The sequence below is a fragment of the Microbacterium sp. 11MF genome (assembly GCF_000383475.1).
Taxonomy (GTDB): Bacteria; Actinomycetota; Actinomycetes; order Actinomycetales; family Microbacteriaceae; genus Microbacterium; species Microbacterium aquilitoris.
Window position 1 is genome coordinate 1027317 of record NZ_KB911459.1, and the last position, 17483, is coordinate 1044799.

General features: G+C 69.2%; 12 protein-coding genes. 5 read left to right on the plus strand and 7 right to left on the minus strand.

Translation table 11 applies throughout. The features are described 5' to 3' along the window. Window positions 1-150 precede the first annotated feature (150 nt). Window positions 151-1182 (minus strand): cell division protein ZapE, encoded by a 1032-nt coding sequence (gene zapE, locus H286_RS0105045; protein ID WP_020665424.1) that lies wholly within the window; start codon window positions 1180-1182, stop codon window positions 151-153. A gap of 54 nt (window positions 1183-1236) precedes the next feature. Between zapE and H286_RS0105050 the strand changes: the two genes are divergently transcribed. Then, on the plus strand, window positions 1237-1941 hold the full coding sequence (locus H286_RS0105050; protein WP_231370889.1) for a dihydrofolate reductase family protein: 705 nt from the start codon (window positions 1237-1239) through the stop codon (window positions 1939-1941). Here the strand turns inward: H286_RS0105050 and H286_RS0105055 are convergent. Then, on the minus strand, window positions 1913-3151 hold the full coding sequence (locus H286_RS0105055) for an alpha/beta fold hydrolase (protein WP_020665425.1): 1239 nt from the start codon (window positions 3149-3151) through the stop codon (window positions 1913-1915). The genes H286_RS0105050 and H286_RS0105055 overlap by 29 nt on opposite strands. 25 nt (window positions 3152-3176) lie before the next feature. Here H286_RS0105055 and H286_RS0105060 point away from each other — a divergent pair, with 25 nt between their 5' ends. From H286_RS0105060 to H286_RS0105075, 4 genes are all read left to right on the plus strand, one after another. Next, window positions 3177-3758 carry a DUF3000 domain-containing protein gene (locus tag H286_RS0105060; RefSeq protein WP_018186698.1) on the plus strand — a complete coding sequence of 194 codons (582 nt, stop codon included), beginning with the start codon at window positions 3177-3179 and terminating at the stop codon, window positions 3756-3758. Further along, a complete protein-coding gene (locus H286_RS0105065; protein WP_020097333.1) occupies window positions 3751-4947 on the plus strand; it encodes a ribonuclease D in 1197 nt (398 codons plus the stop codon). The genes H286_RS0105060 and H286_RS0105065 overlap by 8 nt, the downstream gene beginning before the upstream one ends. 72 nt (window positions 4948-5019) lie before the next feature. Continuing rightward, on the plus strand, window positions 5020-6225 hold the full coding sequence (locus H286_RS0105070) for a thiolase family protein (RefSeq protein WP_020097334.1): 1206 nt from the start codon (window positions 5020-5022) through the stop codon (window positions 6223-6225). Between the two features lie 11 nt (window positions 6226-6236). Then, window positions 6237-8378: a 3-hydroxyacyl-CoA dehydrogenase NAD-binding domain-containing protein gene (locus H286_RS0105075; protein WP_020097335.1), complete on the plus strand. Its 2142-nt coding sequence runs from the start codon at window positions 6237-6239 to the stop codon at window positions 8376-8378. 54 nt (window positions 8379-8432) lie between these two features. Here the strand turns inward: H286_RS0105075 and pepN are convergent, their stop codons facing one another. The 5 genes from pepN to H286_RS0105100 form a co-directional block, all read right to left on the minus strand. Then, window positions 8433-10955, minus strand: a complete 2523-nt coding sequence (gene pepN / locus H286_RS0105080) for an aminopeptidase N (RefSeq protein WP_020097336.1) — start codon at window positions 10953-10955, stop codon at window positions 8433-8435. Between the two features lie 20 nt (window positions 10956-10975). Further along, window positions 10976-12943, minus strand: a complete 1968-nt coding sequence (gene dxs, locus H286_RS0105085) for a 1-deoxy-D-xylulose-5-phosphate synthase (protein WP_020097337.1) — start codon at window positions 12941-12943, stop codon at window positions 10976-10978. Between the two features lie 73 nt (window positions 12944-13016). After that, window positions 13017-15881, minus strand: a complete 2865-nt coding sequence (locus H286_RS0105090) for an aconitate hydratase (RefSeq protein ID WP_018186692.1) — start codon at window positions 15879-15881, stop codon at window positions 13017-13019. A gap of 149 nt (window positions 15882-16030) precedes the next feature. Further along, window positions 16031-16675, minus strand: a complete 645-nt coding sequence (locus tag H286_RS0105095) for an LON peptidase substrate-binding domain-containing protein (protein ID WP_020097338.1) — start codon at window positions 16673-16675, stop codon at window positions 16031-16033. 28 nt (window positions 16676-16703) lie between these two features. Further along, window positions 16704-17483 carry a DUF3159 domain-containing protein gene (locus H286_RS0105100; RefSeq protein ID WP_020665426.1) on the minus strand — a complete coding sequence of 260 codons (780 nt, stop codon included), beginning with the start codon at window positions 17481-17483 and terminating at the stop codon, window positions 16704-16706.

The window sequence follows — 17483 nt, forward strand, 5'->3', positions numbered from 1 at the left end:
TCTGCAGGGACGCAGGTGTAGCGTCGGGTGCCCCCAGTGTCGGGGTCCGCGGTTTCGCCCGGAGGCGCGTCCGTGTTTCGCGCCGGTTACGAGGGTGGCGACGAGGTAAACATCAGGTTTCCCGGCACTCCGAGAAGAACCTGATGCTGCTTACGAGTGGGTGAGAGCGACCAGTCGCGAGACGGCGCGGAGGTACTTCTTGCGGTACCCGCCCGCGAGCATGTCCTCGCGGAACACCGAGTCCAGGGCCACGCCTGTCGCGCGGATCGGGATCTGCGCGTCGTAGGCCCGGTCGACGAACGCCACGAACCGGAGCGCGGCAGCCTGATCATCGAAACCGACCACGTTCCGCAGACCGATCGCTCCGATGCCCTCGATGAGGCGGATGTAGCGCGACGGGTGCACCGACGCCAGGTGACCGATGAAGGCGCTGAAGTCGTCATCGGAGACGAGGGCGGATGCCGCGGCATCCGTCATCGCGCTCTCGTAGGCGGCGTCGTCGAGGACCACGGCGTGGCCGTCGACGGCTCGCTGCCGGTAGTCGGTGCCGTCGATGCGGATCGTCTGGAAGTGCTCGGACATCGCCTGGATCTCGCGGAGGAAGTCCTGCGCGGCGAAACGCCCCTCACCGAGGGCGTTCGGCGGTGTGTTCGAGGTCGCGGCGAGCTTCGTGCCGGTCGGCACCAGCTCGGCGATCAGTCGGGTCATCACCATCGTGTCGCCCGGGTCGTCGAGCTCGAACTCGTCGATGCAGAGGAGGTCGGCGCCGCGGAACAGCTCGACCGTCTTCTGATACCCCAGCGCGCCGACGAGGGCGGTGTATTCGATGAACGAGCCGAAGTACTTCCGACGGGCCGGCGTCGCGTGGTAGATCGCGGCGAGGAGGTGGGTCTTGCCGACGCCGAACCCACCGTCGAGGTAGACGCCGGGCTTCATCGGAGCCTCGCGCTTGGCCCGGCGGAAGAACCCGCCGCGGGCCGCGGGGGCCCCGCGGCCCGAGCTGAACACCTCGAGCAGGTCCTTCGCCCCCTGCTGAGACGGGTAGGACTCGTCGGCACGGTAGGTCGCGAAGGTCGCGTGATCGAACTGCGGAGGCGGTACGAGTGCGGCGACCATCTCGGCTCCGCTCACCTTCGGATCGCGTTCGCTCAGATGAGTGGTTCCGGAGGAGGTGACAGGCACCCGTCAAGCCTAGTCACCCGGGCAGGCGTCCTCGCCGCGTGCGAGGATGGCCGGGTGTGGGTCACAGAGGTGTTGCCGTCATCCGGAGAGCGAGTGGATGCCGCGAGCGCGGACGGCCGTCGCTGGATCGCCGATCGGTACGCGCCCGCTCAGGAGAACTGGGTCCGGCTCAACATGATCACGTCCCTGACGGGATCCGCGGTCGGGCCCGACGGCACGAGCGACACGCTCACCAACCGCGCCGACCGGGCGATCCTGGGCGTCATCCGCGCCAGCGCCGATGCGATCATCGTCGGCGCCGAGACCGTGCGGGCAGAGGGCTACCTGCTCCCCCGTCGCTCGCGACTGGCGGTGATCACCGGCTCCGGAGACCTCGCCGGTCACCGCCTCGACCCGGATCCGGACGGCCCCGACGACCAGGTGCTGCTCGTCATGCCCGAGGGTGCGGAGCCGCCCCCGGCTGCCCACGGTGTCACCGTGGTGCCCGTCGCGGCGAGCGAGGGGCGGATGTCGGCCACCGGCATCCTGTCATCCCTCATCGAGCGAGGGCTGCGCCACATCGTGTGCGAGGGCGGCCCCACCCTGGCGGCCCAGTTCGCAGCGGACGACCTGATCGACGAGTACTGCGTCACCGCCGCACCGCATCTGGTTCCCACGGCCGGGCCGTTCCTGCCCCTTCGTCGACCGATCGACACGTGGCCGGCCGGCGTCCTCGTCGACGACGACGGCTTCAGCTACCTGCGGCTCCGGCGACGCTGAGCCCTCGCGCGTCGAGCCATTCGCGGATGCGGCTCGTCCAGCGCTCCTCGTCGTAGTTCCACAGCTTCGTGTGGCGGGCACCCTCGAACTCCTCGAGCTCGATGAGGTCGGGGCGCAGGTCGCGGAGATCCCGCGAAGCCTGCGCGGGGACGAAGTCGTCTCCGTCGCTGTGCAGGATCAGCGTCGGCGTCACGAGATCACGGGCCTGGGCGAGAACGTCGAGACGGTCCCAGGAGATCGGGTCGGCGGCGCCGGTCAGCGGGGACGCCCACCGACGAGTCAGAGCATCGAGGGCCACTCGGGTCAGCGGACGAGGGATGCCGCTGAGGGCCGCGTGGTGGCTGAGCACTTGGCGCCAGTCCACGACGGGGGAATCGAGGACGACCCCGCCGATCAGGTCGCGGTGAGCGGAGTTGACCGCGAGCTGCATCGCGATGGCGCCGCCCATGGACCACCCGACCAACACGATGCGTCGGGCTCCGGCCCGACGGGCGTAGCCGATCGCGCGATCGACGTCGCGCCACTCCGTCGCCCCGAGGGCCGACGTGCCCCCTCTGCTCCGGGGAGCGTCGGGGTCGTTCCGGTAGGAGGCCAGGATCGATGTGATCCCCGCCGCATGGAACAGCGGCACGCCACGCAGCGTCTCGGCGCGCGTCGTGCCTCGACCGTGGATGTGGACCGCCCACACGTCTTCGGTTGGGGCGGCATCCTCGGACGCAGCGCCCGGGAACACCCACGCAGGACAGACGCCGAGCGCTGTTCCGACCTCCACGCACTCGAAGGGGAGGTGGAGCTCGGCGGGGTCGGAGAAGTACCACCCGCTGAAGCCGGCGGCCGATGCCAGACTGTCGGACTCGTCGATCTGGGTCAGCAGCTTGCGCGTCACCGTCTCGCCGCGTGCGGAGAGCACCGTGCCGAGCTTGACGTAGCTGTGCGTCCCGGTTGTGAAGAGGCCGTAGCGGCCCGGGAGGACCGTGTCGTCCGAGCGCGAGAGGGTGATCGTCTGCGCCGCGGTGTCGACGTCGATGATCGTCGTGTCGGGGACGCGTGCCGACGGGGTCACCACTCTCCGGGCGACGCCTCCGGCGAGGAGCGCCAGAAGCCCCGTCGCACTCACGAACGCGGTCGCGAGTGCGACCACCGTGCCTCGGAGGGCGATGACGGTTCCTTGCCGGGCGACGTCGGGAGCGGCGCGCCTGGAAGCCATCATGGTGCCCTCACTCTAGTCTGTCGCCGTGACCGAACCTCCGTCCGCGACGCCGGATTTCCCCGCCGTCAGCGACGAGCTCCGCGCGCTGGGCTTCCGCGACGACTTCGTGGTGCGCGAGATCGCCGCCCCCTCCTCGCTGGCTCCCGATGCCATCGCGTTCGCCGGCGACGTGCGTCCCGACGACGACGGCGAATCCCCGTACGGCACCGGACGCATCGTGATCCTCCACGACGCGTCCGAACCGGATGCCTGGGGCGGACCGTGGCGGATCGTCTGCTTCGCGCAGGCACCGCTCGAACCCGAGATCGGCACCGACCCCCTTCTGGCCGACGTAGCCTGGTCTTGGCTGGTCGACGCCCTCGCCGCACGTGGAGCGACGTTCCACGCGGCATCCGGCACAGCGACGAAGACCCTCTCGAAGGGATTCGGAACGCTGGCCGCGGAGGGCGACGGCGCGCAGATCGAGCTCCGCGCTTCGTGGTCCCCCGAGGGGGACGTCGCCAGTCATATGGATGCCTGGGGTGAGTTGGTCTGCATGTTGGCAGGCCTTCCCCCGGGCTCGGAGAACATCGCCGTGTTCGGCGGGCAGCGGAGTACACGTGGCTGAATACGAGGTCATCGCCGATCAGGAGACGGCGGCGGCCGCAGCGTCGCGCCTGGCGGCCGGGCACGGTCCGGTCGCGGTCGACGTGGAGCGGGCGTCCGGGTTCCGGTACTCGCAGCGCGCCTATCTCATCCAGGTCTACCGTCGCGGGAGCGAGGTCTATCTCTTCGATCCGCCCGCGATCGGCGACCTGTCGGCGCTGCAGGCAGCGATCGGCGACGAAGAGTGGGTGCTCCACGCCGCGAGCCAGGATCTGCCGTCCCTCCGCGAGGCAGGTCTCGAGCCGCCCCGGATCTTCGACACGGAGCTCGCCGCCCGGCTTCTCGGCCATGAACGCGTCGGCCTCGGCGCCGTGGTGGAGCAGACGCTCGGGATCACCCTCGCCAAGGCGCACTCCGCTGCGGACTGGTCGACGCGCCCTCTGCCCCAGGGATGGCTGGAGTACGCGGCCCTCGACGTGCTGCACCTCATCGATGTGCGCGATGCCCTCGCAGCTGAGCTCGACGAGCATGAGAAGACCGGATTCGCCCAGGAGGAGTTCGAGGCCGTCCGCACGCGCGCACCCAAGCCCGCACGCGAGGAGCCGTGGCGTCGTCTCAGCGGACTGCACACCGTCCGCGGTCGTCGCGCCCTGGCGGTAGCCCGTGCCCTCTGGACGGCGCGCGAGGAGTATGCGCGGGAGGAGGATGTGTCTCCGGGCCGTTTGGTTCCCGACCGCTCCCTCGTCGCCGCCGTCATCGCCGACCCCGCGACGAAACAGGACCTCGCACGGGTCAAGGAGTTCACGGGTCGCGCGAGCCGCAATCAGCTGGATCGCTGGTGGGCGGCCATCGAGGCGGGACGAGCCGACCCCGCGCTTCCCTCCGAGCGCGGCCCGGGTGACGGGATGCCCCCGCCGCGCGCGTGGGCGGACCGCAACCCCGCCGCGGACGCACGTCTGAAGGCTGCCAAACCTGTCGTCGAGGCGCGCGCCGAAGAGCTGCACATGCCGACCGAGAACCTCCTGACGCCCGATCTCCTGCGTCGGGTCGCGTGGAATCCTCCCGCGGAGATCACCGCGGAATCAGTAGGTGAGGCCCTCCTCAACCTCGGCGCCCGGACCTGGCAGATTGAACAGACCGCACAGGTGATCGCCGCCGCCTTTGTGGATTCCGTGCAGAGCCCCGACGAACCGTCCGAGCCCGCTTCGTAGGTTCGAACCAACCGATTTTCACGGTCGGAGCGCCTCTCTAGGCTGGGTGGGAACCCAATCTTTGGAGGCAATGTGGCCGAGCTTTCGGACGTCTATTTCGTCGACGGAATGCGCACCCCGTTCGGGCGTGCCGGCGAGAAGGGCATGTATTGGAACACCCGCGCCGATGACCTCGCCGTCAAGGCGACGATCGGTCTGATGGAGCGGAACCCCGGCGTTCCCGCCGAGCGCGTCGACGATGTCGCGATCGCCGCCACCAGCCAGACCGGCGAGCAGGGGCTGACGCTCGGCCGATCGGTCGCGATCCTCGCAGGCCTCCCCCAGACGGTCCCCGGCTTCGCCATCGACCGCATGTGCGCCGGCGCCATGACGAGCGTGACCACCATGGCGGCATCCATCGGTGTCGGGATGTACGACGTCGCCCTCGCCGGCGGCGTCGAGCACATGGGGCACTACCCGATCGGCGGCAACGCCGACCCGAACCCGCGCTTCGTCGCAGAGAAGATGGTCGACCCCGGCGCGCTGAACATGGGCGTCACGGCCGAGCGCATCTTCGACCGCTACCCGCAGCTCACCAAGGAGCGCTCCGACCGCTTCGGAATGCTCAGCCAGCACAAGGCGCAGGCCGCCTACGAAGCCGGCAAGTTCCAGCCCGATCTGGTCTCGGTCGCGGTGAAGGATGCCGCAGGCGCATGGGGACTCGCGACCGAAGACGAGGGGCGCCGTCCGCAGACGACGATGGCCGACCTCGCCGCGCTGAAGACGCCGTTCCGTCCGCACGGGCGGGTCACGGCCGGCACCTCGTCGCCGCTCACCGACGGTGCGACGATGTCGCTGCTCGCCGGCGGCGGTGCCGTCCAGGAGCTGGGGCTCGCCCCCAAGATGCGGCTCGTCTCGTTCGCGTTCGCAGGCGTGCAGCCCGAGATCATGGGCATCGGCCCCATCCCCTCCACGGAGAAGGCCCTGAAGAAGGCGGGCCTGACGATCGACGACATCGGCCTCTTCGAACTGAACGAGGCGTTCGCCGTCCAGGTCATCTCGCTCCTCGACCACTTCGGGATCGCCGACGACGACCCGCGGGTCAACCCGTGGGGCGGTGCCATCGCGCTCGGGCACCCGCTCGCGGCATCCGGCGTCCGCCTCATGATCCAGCTGGCGGCCCACTTCGCCGAGCGCCCCGACGTGCGTTACGGCCTCACGGCCATGTGCGTGGGACTCGGCCAGGGCGGCTCCGTCATCTGGGAGAACCCGCACTACAACGGCAAGAAGAAGAAGTGAGGCCGCCGACGATGACCAACTACGACCAGATCGACTTCTCGCCCCTGCTCGCCCTCTCCGACACCGAGGTCGTGACGAACTCGCCGGTGCGCGACGTGACCCTCGCCACCGGCAGGGTGCTCGCCCTGATCACGCTGGACAACGGCCGCGATCACACCCGTCCCAACACGCTGGGGCCCGCGACGTTGACCGCCCTGGGCGCCACCCTCGACACGCTCGCCGCTCGGGCGCGCGCCGGCGAGATCCAGGCCGTCGGCATCACGGGCAAGCAGTACATCCTCGCCGCCGGCGCCGACCTCAGCGAGGTCAGCAACGTCGGCTCCGTCGAGAACGCGCGACTGATCGCCCAGCTCGGTCACCACGTCCTCGGCAAGCTGTCGGATCTCGGCGTGCCGTCGTTCGCCTTCGTGAACGGGCTCGCCCTGGGCGGCGGGCTCGAGATCGCGCTGAACTCGACGTACCGGACGGTGGATGCCTCCGCCGCCGCGATCGCGCTGCCGGAGGTCTTCCTCGGAATCATCCCCGGCTGGGGCGGCGCGTACCTCCTGCCGAACCTGATCGGCATCGAGAACGCGCTCGAGGTCGTCGTCTCCAACCCGCTGAAGCAGAACCGCGTCCTGAAGCCGCAGCAGGCCTTCGACCTCGGGATCATGGACGCGATCTTCCCGGCGTCGAGCTACCTCGAGTCGTCACTGCGGTGGGCCGACGGCGTCCTCGGCGGCACGATCAAGGTCGAGCGCAAGAACGCCCCCGGCAAGATCGAGCGGCTCACCAAGTGGCCCATCGCGATCAAGATGGCCCGCGGCATGCTCGAGTCGAAGATCGGCACGGTCCCGCGCTCCCCCTACGTCGCGCTCGACCTGCTCGACAAGGCCAAGAGCGGCACGAAGGCCGAAGGGTTCGCGCGTGAGGACGACGCGCTCGCCTCGCTCGTCACGGGCGACCAGTTCGCGGCATCCATGTACGCGTTCGATCTGGTGCAGAAGCGGGCGAAGCGTCCCGTCGGCGCGCCCGACAAGGCGCTCGCGAAGAAGGTCACGAAGGTCGGCGTCATCGGCGCGGGGCTCATGGCCAGCCAGTTCGCCCTTCTGTTCGTGCGCAAGCTCCAGGTGCCCGTGCTGATCACGGACCTCGATCAGGCGCGCGTCGACAAGGGCGTCGCCTACATCCACGACGAGATCGGCAAGCTCGAGGCGAAGGGCCGGCTCGACGGCGACACCGCCAACAAGCTGCGCGCCCTCGTGACCGGGACGACCGACAAGTCGGCCTATGCCGACTGCGACTTCGTCATCGAGGCGGTCTTCGAAGAGGTCGGCGTCAAGCAGTCGGTGTTCGCCGAGATCGAGGCCGTCGTCGCGGAGGATGCGATCCTCGCGACCAACACGTCGTCGCTCTCGGTCGAGGAGATCGGCGCCAAGCTCGCTCACCCCGAGCGCCTGGTCGGCTTCCACTTCTTCAACCCGGTCGCGGTCATGCCGCTCATCGAGGTCGTGAAGACTCCGCTGACGTCGGATGCCGCCCTCTCGACGGCGTTCGTCGTCGCCCGGGGGCTGGGCAAGAACGCGGTCCTCACCGCCGACGCGCCCGGATTCGTCGTGAACCGTCTGCTCGCCAAGGTCATGGGCGAGGCCGCGCGCGCCGTCTACGAGGGCACGCCCGTCGCGGACGTCGAGAAGGCGTTCGCGCCGCTCGGCCTGCCGATGGGACCGTTCCAGCTCATCGACCTCGTCGGCTGGAAGGTCGCCGCCCACGTGCAGGACACGATGGTCCGCGCTTTTCCCGACCGGTTCTATGCGAACGAGAACTTCCACGAGCTCGCCGCGTTGGACGAGGTCGTCGAGAAGGACAAGGGCGGCCGCGTGACCGGATTCACGAAGGCCGCCGAGAAGGTCGCGAAGAAGGCGACGGGATCGACACCGGCATCCGCCGAAGAGATCCTCCGCCGTGTGCAGGACGGCCTTGCGCAGGAGATCAGACTCATGTTGGACGAGGGCGTCGTGCCCGAGGTCGAGGACATCGACCTGTGCCTGATCCTCGGAGCAGGATGGCCCTTCATCGACGGCGGTGCGACGCCGTACCTCGACCGTGAGGGCGCGAGCGACCGGGTGTTCGGCGACACGTTCCACCACCCGCCGATCCGCGGCATCGCCTGACGGACCCAGGAACGCGTACGGCCCCCGGGGTGTCCCGGGGGCCGTACGCGTCCGTCAGTGCCGAGTGAGCTGCGCCTGGGCCGCACGGACCCGGAGATCGCGCGCGAGGTGATCACGCTGCTCGATCACGATGCGCCTGAGCGAACCGGGTGCATCGGTGTTCGCCTCAAGCCAGGCGTCGACCGACGCGGTGTCTTCCGTGGCGGGGAACAACCCCCGCACGAGGCGCGCGGCGATCTCGATGCTGCGCGAGCGCCACGCCGGCAGGATCCGCTCGAAGTACGGGGCGTCGAACTCCGCGACGAGGTCACGACTCTCCCCCGCCCGCGCGCCACGGATGGTGGCATCGAGGTGGTCGTTGGTCAGCGTCTCGTCCTCCCAGGCCGCCCGCCACGCGTCGCGACGGACGGATGCCTCCGGCCGCGCCGCGAGCGCCGCCAGACGCGCCGTGCGGCCCGAGGCGGTCGCATCCCGCTCCGCTTCGGCGTCGATGCGCGCGGCGTCCGCGTGGCCGGACGCCGCGAGACCGAAGAGCCATCCCCACCGGAGGTCGGGGTCGAGCGGGAGACCCGCCGGTGCCGGTGCCTCTCCTGCCAGGATCGCCGACATCTCGGCCGCGCGGTCCCCGGACAGTTCGGCGGCCACACCCACTGCTCGTGCCCAGATGAGCTGCGCGTCGGACCCGGCGTCCGCCGCCGCCATGGCGCGCCATGCTCCCTCCAACCACGCGGCCGATGCCCGCTCGACGTCCGACACGTAATGACGGATCGCGAAGGCGGCGTGGGCGAGGACGTCGCTCAGGAGCGCCGGGTGCGATTCGCGGGGAGCGTGATCCGCCGCGATCGCCAGATAGACGGATGCCGCGAGTTCCCGGTCACGCACCGCGTTCCACAGCGCCGCCCAGACGACGCCGCGCGCGACCGCGTCGGGCATCGATGACAGGCCTGCCGTGACGGCTGCGAGCGACCGGTCGTCGAGCCGCACCTTCGCATAGGAGCGGTCGTCGACGTTGGCGATCACGAGGGCGGTGTCAGGGAGGACGGGCGCGTCGACGAGGGTGCGCTCACCGAACAGGTCGACGGTGACATCGCCGCGCGCGACGAGACGTCCCGCCTCGTCGTCCCACAGACCGACGCGGACCGCGTGCGGTCGTGCGACGTCCTGCACGACGGCCAGAGGGCCGCGATCGACGGTGAGGGTCGGCAGGCCGGTCGTCTCGAGCCACGCCGTGCTCCACGATCGCAGGTCGCGCCCCGACGCCTCCTCCAGCGCGACGAGGAGATCCTCGAGCGTCGTGTTGCCGTAGGCGTGGGCGGCGAAGTACCGCTGCGCGCCGCGGAAGAAGGCCTCCTCGCCGACGAACCCGACGAGCTGCTTCAGAACCGACGCACCCTTTGCGTAGGTGATGCCGTCGAAGTTCAGCTTGGCCGCCTCGAGATCGGGGATGTCGGCGACGATCGGATGCGTCGTGGGGAGCTGGTCCTGGACGTACGCCCACCCCTTCCGCCGGCTCGCGAAGGTGACCCAGGCATCCGGGTGCAGTCCTGTCGCGACGTTCGCGTGCGTCCCCATGAAGTCGGCGAACGACTCCTTGAGCCACAGATCGTCCCACCACCGCATCGTGACGAGGTCGCCGAACCACATGTGCGCCATCTCGTGGAGGATCGTGTTGGAGCGCGCTTCGCGTTGCGCGGCCGTCGCCGCGCCGCGGAAGACGTACGCCTCGGTGAAGGTGACGAGACCCGGGTTCTCCATCGCCCCCAGGTTGTACTCGGGGACGAAGATCTGGTCGTACTTACCCCACGGGTAGTCCTGGTCGAAGGCCGCTGTGAAGAAGTCGAGTCCTCGGCGGGTGATGTCGAGGATCTCGTCCGCGTCGAGGTGGTCCGCGAGCGAGGCGCGGCAGAGGACGCCGAGGTCCACGCTCTGCCGCTCCCCCGTCCAGGCCCCGTCGACGCGGTGGTACGGCCCGACGGCGACCGCGGTGACGTAGCTCGACAGCAGGGGCGTCTCGGCGAAGGACACGCGGACCCCGCCGTCGACGTCGACGTCGAGGCGAGAGGTCTCGGCGCCGCCCGACAGGACGACGCCGTCACCCGACGCCGTGATGTGGAAGGTCCACCGCGCCTTCAGGTCGGGCTGCTCGAAGCAGGGGTAGACGCGGCGGCTGTCGGCAGGCTCGTACTGCGTGTACAGATACACGGCCCCGTCCACGGGATCCGTGAAGCGGTGAAGACCCTCACCCGACCGGCTGTACCGACCACGGGCGCGGATGCGGACCGTGTTGTCCTCGGCGAGTCCCGAGAGGCGGATCCGGGCACCGTCCCACTCGACCGGTTGCGGCGCACCGTTGAGCTCCACCTCGTCGACGGCGACGCCGAGGAAGTCGACCCACGTCTCGGCGGCCGACGCGCGGAATCGCAGAGTGCTCTGCGTCGCGAAGTCATCGCGGGAGGCGTCGGACGCCGACCGGACGTCCAGGTCGACCTCGATCGTGTCGAGATCGATGACGGATGCCCGGGCCGCGGCATCCTCTCGACTCAGGTTCTCATCGCCGGAATGCTGCCGTGTCTGCATCCCTCCATGCTGTCACGCGGTCAGTCGGAAGCCGCGTCGGTCGGGCCGCGGAGTTCGACCTCCTGCGAGCTCCACACGGCGTCGTCGCTCGACTGGCGGGCGACGGGTACGCGCGTGCCGAGCACCTGCGACACGACGTCCTGCGCGATCTTCGAGGCCGTCAGGCCTGCATCGGCGAGGATCTGCTCGCGGGTCGCGTGGTCGATGAACTCGTCCGGAAGGCCGAGCTCGTCGACGGCCGTCGAGACGCCCGCCTCGCGCAGCACTTGACGCACGCGCGTCCCGACACCGCCGACGCGGATGCCGTCCTCGATCGTGATCACCAGGCGATGGGATGCCGCGAGCTCGACGACGGCAGGGCGGATGGGAACAGCCCAGCGAGGGTCGATGACCGTCGAACCGATGCCCTGGGCGCGGAGCCGGTCGGCGACCTCGACGGCCATATGCGCCATCGGGCCGATGCCGACGATGAGGACGTCCTCGGCGCCGCTGCGGTACAGCACGTCCGTGCCGTCCGCCAGACGCTCGATCGCGTCGAGGGCATCCGGCACGGACCCCTTCGGAAAACGCACCACGGTGGGCGCGTCCTCGACGGTGATCGCCTCGTCGAAGAGTTCGACCAGCCGCTCCGCGTCGCGGGGCGCGGCGATCCGGATGCCGGGCACGAGCTGCAGCATGGCGAGGTCCCAGATGCCGTGGTGGCTCGGACCGTCGGGCCCGGTCACGCCCGACCGGTCGAGGACGAAGGTGACGCCCGCCTTGTGCAGCGCGACATCCATCATGACCTGGTCGAACGCCCGGTTCATGAACGTGGCGTAGATCGCCACGACCGGGTGGACACCGCCGAACGCGAGCCCTGCGGCCGAGGCGACCGCGTGCTGCTCGGCGATGCCGACGTCGTACACGCGCTTCGGGAACCTCTGTGCGAACTCCTGCAGGCCGGTCGGTCGCAGCATCGCGGCGGTCATCGCGATGATGTCGTCGCGCCGCTCCCCGGCCGCCACGAGCGCCTCGGAGAAGACGTCCGTCCAGGCGACCGCATCCGAGGACCCGATCGGCTCCCCCGTGACCGGATCGATCTTGCCGACCGCGTGGAACTGGTCGGCCTCGTCACGCCGCGCCGGCTCGAACCCGCGCCCCTTGTCGGTGATGGCGTGCACGATGACCGGCGCGCCGTACTGCTTCGCGAGACGGAGCGTCTCCTCCATGGCATCGAGGTCGTGCCCGTCGACGGGACCGAGGTACTTGATGTCGAGGTTGGAGTACAGCGCCACGTTGTTGGTGAAGCGCGACAGGAAGCCGTGCGTGCCGCCGCGGACGCCGCGGTAGACCGCGCGGCCGATGGGTCCCAGCAGCCGGGAGACGTGGGCGGAGCTCTGACGCAGGGTCTTGTAGCTGTCGGCCGTGCGAACGCGGTTGAGGTAGCGGGCCATGCCCCCGATGGTCGGCGCGTATGAGCGGCCGTTGTCGTTGACGACGATGACGAGGTTGCGATCGTTGTCGTCGGAGATGTTGTTGAGCGCCTCCCACGTCATGCCGCCCGTGAGCGAGCCATCACCCACGACGGCGACGACGTGACGATCCTTGCGCCCGGTCACGGTCAGGGCACGCGAGACGCCGTCCGCCCAGCTCAACGAGCTCGACGCGTGCGAGGACTCGACGACATCGTGCGGGCTCTCGGAGCGCTGCGGGTAACCGGCGAGACCGCCGCGCGAGCGCAGCTTCGAGAAGTCCTGACGACCGGTGAGCAGCTTGTGGACGTAGGACTGGTGTCCGGTGTCGAAGATGATCGGGTCGTTCGGGGAGTCGAAGACGCGGTGCAGTGCGATCGTCAACTCGACGACACCGAGGTTCGGGCCGAGGTGGCCACCGGTGCGCGAGACGTTCTCGACGAGGAAGGTCCGGATCTCATCGGCGAGGATGTGAAGCTCCTCGCTCGAGAACCGATCGAGGTCACGCGGACCGGAAATTCCCTCGAGAAGACTCATGACAGGAGTCTACGTGCCCGCATGCGAGAGGACCCCGACTCCACGCGGAGCCGGGGTCCTCTTGACACGCGGGTCAGACCAGCGAACGCAGCACGTACTGCAGGATGCCGCCGTTGCGGTAGTAGTCAGCCTCACCGGGGGTGTCGATGCGGACGACCGCGTCGAACTCGACCGTCTGCTTGCCCTCCGGCGAGAACTCGCTCGGCTCGGCGACGACCTTCACCGTCTTGGGCGTGACGCCCTCGTTCAGCTGCTCGAGGCCCGTGATCGAGACGATCTCGGTGCCGTCGAGGCCGAGCGAGCTCCAGCTCTCCCCGGCGGGGAACTGCAGCGGGACTACGCCCATGCCGATCAGGTTCGAGCGGTGGATGCGCTCGAAGCTCTCGGTGATGACCGCCTTGACGCCCAGCAGGCTCGTGCCCTTGGCCGCCCAGTCACGCGACGAACCGGAGCCGTACTCCTTGCCGCCGAAGACGACGAGCGGGGTGCCCTGCGCCTGGTAGTTCTGGCTCGCGTCGTAGATGTACGACTGCGGTCCGCCGGGCTGGGTGAAGTCGCGGGTGAAACCGCCCTCGACGACCTTGCCGTCGTTGACCGCGGCGACGATCTCGTTCTTCAGGCGGATGTTCGCGAACGTGCCGCGGATCATGACCTCGTGGTTTCCGCGACGCGAGCCGTAGGAGTTGAAGTCCTTCTGTGCCACCCCGTGCTCGGTGAGGTACTGAGCCGCCGGGGTGCCGGCCTTGATGTTGCCGGCCGGGCTGATGTGGTCGGTCGTGACCGAGTCGCCCAGGGTCGCCATGACGCGCGCACCGGAGATGTCGGTGACGGGTGCCGGCGTGCTCTCCATGCCGTCGAAGTACGGTGCCTTGCGGACGTACGTCGAATCCTCGTCCCATTCGAAGATGGGGCCGGTGGGCGTGGGCAGGTTCTGCCAGCGCTCGTCGCCGTCGAAGACGGTCGAGTACTGCTTGATGAACTGCTCGCGCGAGATGGAGTGGTCGATGACCTCCTGGACCTCGTCGGGCGAGGGCCAGATGTCCTTCAGGAACACGTCGTTGCCGTCCGCGTCCTTGCCGAGCGCATCGGTCTCGAAGTCGAAGTTCATCGACCCGGCGAGAGCGTAGGCGACGACCAGCGGCGGCGAGGCCAGGTAGTTCATCTTCACATCGGGGCTGATGCGGCCCTCGAAGTTGCGGTTGCCCGAGAGGACGGCGGTGACGGCGAGGTCGTTCTCGTTGATCGCCGCCGACACCTCCTCGATGAGCGGACCCGAGTTGCCGATGCAGATCGTGCAGCCGTAGCCGACGGTGTAGAAGTCGAGGCCCTCGAGCGCCTTGTCGAGACCGGACTTCTCGTAGTAGTCGGTGACGACCTTCGAGCCGGGTCCGAGCGTCGTCTTGACCCACGGCTTGCGCTTCAGGCCCTTGTCGACGGCCTTCTTGGCGAGGAGGCCCGCCGCGATCATGACCGACGGGTTCGACGTGTTGGTGCACGAGGTGATGGCCGCGAGGGTGACCGCACCGTTGTCGAGGAGGTAGGACTGCCCGTCGGGAGTCGTGACCTTGACCGGCTTGGATGCCGCGTGGCGGGCACCGCTCGAGATCATCGAGGGGACGTGCTCGTGCTCGTGCTGGTGCGAGACGCCCTCGGCCGAGACGGTCTCGTGCTCGACGCCGGGAGCGGAACCCGGGTCTGACGCGGGGAAGGTGCCTTCGATCTCGACGGAGTCCTCAGCCGCGGCATCCGCGTAGTTGAGGATGTCCTTCTCGAACTGGTTCTTCGCCTCGGAGAGCAGAATGCGGTCCTGCGGACGCTTCGGGCCGGCGATGGAGGGGACGACCGTCGACAGGTCGAGCTCCATGAACTCGCTGAAGCTGAGCTCGCGGGAGGCGTCGTGCCACAGCGACTGAGCCTTGGCGTACGCCTCGACGAGGGCGACGGTCTGCTCGTCGCGTCCCGTGAGGCGCAGGTAGTCGAGGGTCACGTCGTCGACCGGGAACATCGCGGCGGTCGAACCGAACTCGGGGCTCATGTTGCCGATGGTGGCGCGGTTGGCCAGCGGCACCTGGGCGACGCCCTCGCCGTAGAACTCGACGAACTTGCCGACCACGCCGTGCTTGCGGAGCATGTCGGTGATCGTGAGGACGACGTCCGTCGCGGTCACGCCGGCGGGGATCTCACCGGTGAGCTTGAAGCCGACGACGCGCGGGATGAGCATGGAGACCGGCTGGCCGAGCATGGCGGCCTCGGCCTCGATGCCGCCGACGCCCCAGCCGAGCACGCCCAGGCCGTTGACCATCGTGGTGTGCGAGTCGGTGCCGACGCATGTGTCGGGGTAGGCGCGCAGGACGCCGTCGACCGGACGGTCGTAGATGACCTTGGCGAGGTGCTCGATGTTCACCTGGTGGACGATGCCGGTCCCCGGGGGGACGACCTTGAAGTCGTCGAAGGCGGTCTGACCCCAGCGCAGGAACTGGTAGCGCTCACCGTTGCGCTCGTACTCGATCTCGACGTTGCGCTCGAGGGCGTTCTCGGATCCGAAGAGGTCGGCGATGACCGAGTGATCGATGACCATCTCGGCCGGCGACAGCGGGTTGATCTTGCTCGGATCGCCGCCGAGGGCGGTGACGGCCTCGCGCATGGTGGCGAGGTCGACGATGCAGGGAACACCGGTGAAGTCCTGCATGACCACGCGCGCCGGCGTGAACTGGATCTCGGTGTTGGGCTCGGCATCGGGGTTCCAGTTACCGAGGGCCTCGATCTGCTCCTTGGTGACGTTCGCGCCGTCCTCGGTGCGAAGCAGGTTCTCGAGGAGGATCTTGAGGCTGTACGGAAGCTTCTCGAAACCGGGAACGGTGTCGATGCGGAAGATCTCGTAGTCGGTGTCGCCGACTGTGAGTGTGCTCTTGGCACCGAAGCTGTCAACTGTGGACACGTGTGCTCTCCTTCGTCGGCGGGCGCGGCGTGAGCCGGCCCTCCCATCTTCGCCCGGCCTGGTCCCGGTGACTAGTGAGGTCCGCCTTACCCAGGCGGGCGAAATTTATCTTGATATCAAGATACTCTACGCGGGCGGATGCCGCTGCCTCAGGCGCCGCTCTCCTCGTCTGGATCGACCTCGTCCGCAGCGCGCGCGACGAGCACCGGCTCCTCGTCGAGACACAGCCGGACCAGCAACGTGAGGAGATCGCGCAGGCTCGTGGCGCCGAGCAGACGGAACTGGTCGTACTCGCCGAGGGGTGCGATCGCGGCGAGCTGCCAGCTCGACTCGACGGGGTCGTCCGACACCTCCGTATCGGGATCCCACCGCGCTTCCCCGAGCACCGAAGCGAGCGTGGCGACACGGCGGACCACCCGCTCCGCGTCGCGCCGCAGCGGTGCCAGCTCCTCGTCCCAGGCCAGCGGCTGCAGGGGCGTCACGTCGGCGATCGGATGCGGGTCGTCGAGACCCCAGCGGTCGACCGTGATGCGATCTCCGCCGACGGCGATCACGAAGAGGTCGGCGCTTCCCGCTTCGACCTGGACGATCCTGGCCATCGTGCCGAGGGAGGAGCGTTCCTCTCCCCCGCCGGCTTCTCGTCCGCGCTCGATCAGGACGACGCCGAACTCCGGGTCCTCGTGCTCGAGCAGTCTCCCGAGCATCGTCAGGTAGCGCGGTTCGAAGATCCGAAGGACGAGCGGCGCGTGCGGGAACAGCACACTTCCGAGCGGGAACATCGGGACGGCGTCCATACGGCCAGTCAACCAGCCGTCGGACCGGTCAGGGGCGTTCTGCTGCGGCTTCCTCGGTCGACGCGGCGCGCGGCGGATAGAGCGCACGGACGGCGAGCCAGGTCACGGCGACCATCGGCGCGAACAGCGGCAGGCCCATGATGAGCTTCAGAGTGCCGAGTGCCGCCGTCTGATCCGTGAGGTACAGCGGCAGCTGCACCGCGAGGCGCGCGAAGAACAGCGCGGCCCACGCGATCGTCAGCCAGAAGAACACCCGGCGCTTGCGGCGGTCTGCCCGCCACGCCGTGCCCTCGTTCATGAGGAACCCGACAGCGACGCCGATGAGCGACCACCCGATCAGCGCCGAGACGAGGAGCCCTGTCCCGTACGCCGCGTTCGTGATCAGCCCGGGGACGAAATTGTCGACGCCCCGACCCGTGAACAGCGCGAGCGCTGCGGCGGCGCCCGTCGCGATCAGGCCGCCGAAGGCCGCCGCAACGGGAGACCGCTGAACCAGGCGAATGATCGTGAAGACGGCCGCCAACCCCACCGATGCCACGAGCGAGAGCACGAGGTCCTGACCGGTGACCGTGTAGAGGACGACGAACACGAGCCCCGGGAGGACGGACTCGCCGATCCCCCGCCATCCGCCCATCGCCCGCCAGACGACGTGTCCGGTCGTGGCGTCGTCGGTCGGATCGAGTCCCGCACGTTTCGCGGCGCCTCCGAGGGCCTGACCGATGAGGTCGGATGCCGTCGGTTCACCCGCTGACGGCGGGACGAGATCCGGTCGATCGGCCGACGGCTCGCCGGGTCGGTCCTGCGCCAT

What these genes read in the sequence shown, in the direction of transcription:
- H286_RS0105055 (WP_020665425.1), bottom strand. Translation starts at nt 3,151, where the DNA reads ATGATGGCTTCCAGGCGCGCCGCTCCCGACGTCGCCCGGCAAGGAACC.
- H286_RS0105075 (WP_020097335.1), top strand. Translation starts at nt 6,237, where the DNA reads ATGACCAACTACGACCAGATCGACTTCTCGCCCCTGCTCGCCCTCTCC.
- pepN (WP_020097336.1), bottom strand. Translation starts at nt 10,955, where the DNA reads ATGCAGACACGGCAGCATTCCGGCGATGAGAACCTGAGTCGAGAGGAT.
- dxs (WP_020097337.1), bottom strand. Translation starts at nt 12,943, where the DNA reads ATGAGTCTTCTCGAGGGAATTTCCGGTCCGCGTGACCTCGATCGGTTC.
- H286_RS0105095 (WP_020097338.1), bottom strand. Translation starts at nt 16,675, where the DNA reads ATGGACGCCGTCCCGATGTTCCCGCTCGGAAGTGTGCTGTTCCCGCAC.
- H286_RS0105100 (WP_020665426.1), bottom strand. Translation starts at nt 17,483, where the DNA reads ATGGCGCAGGACCGACCCGGCGAGCCGTCGGCCGATCGACCGGATCTC.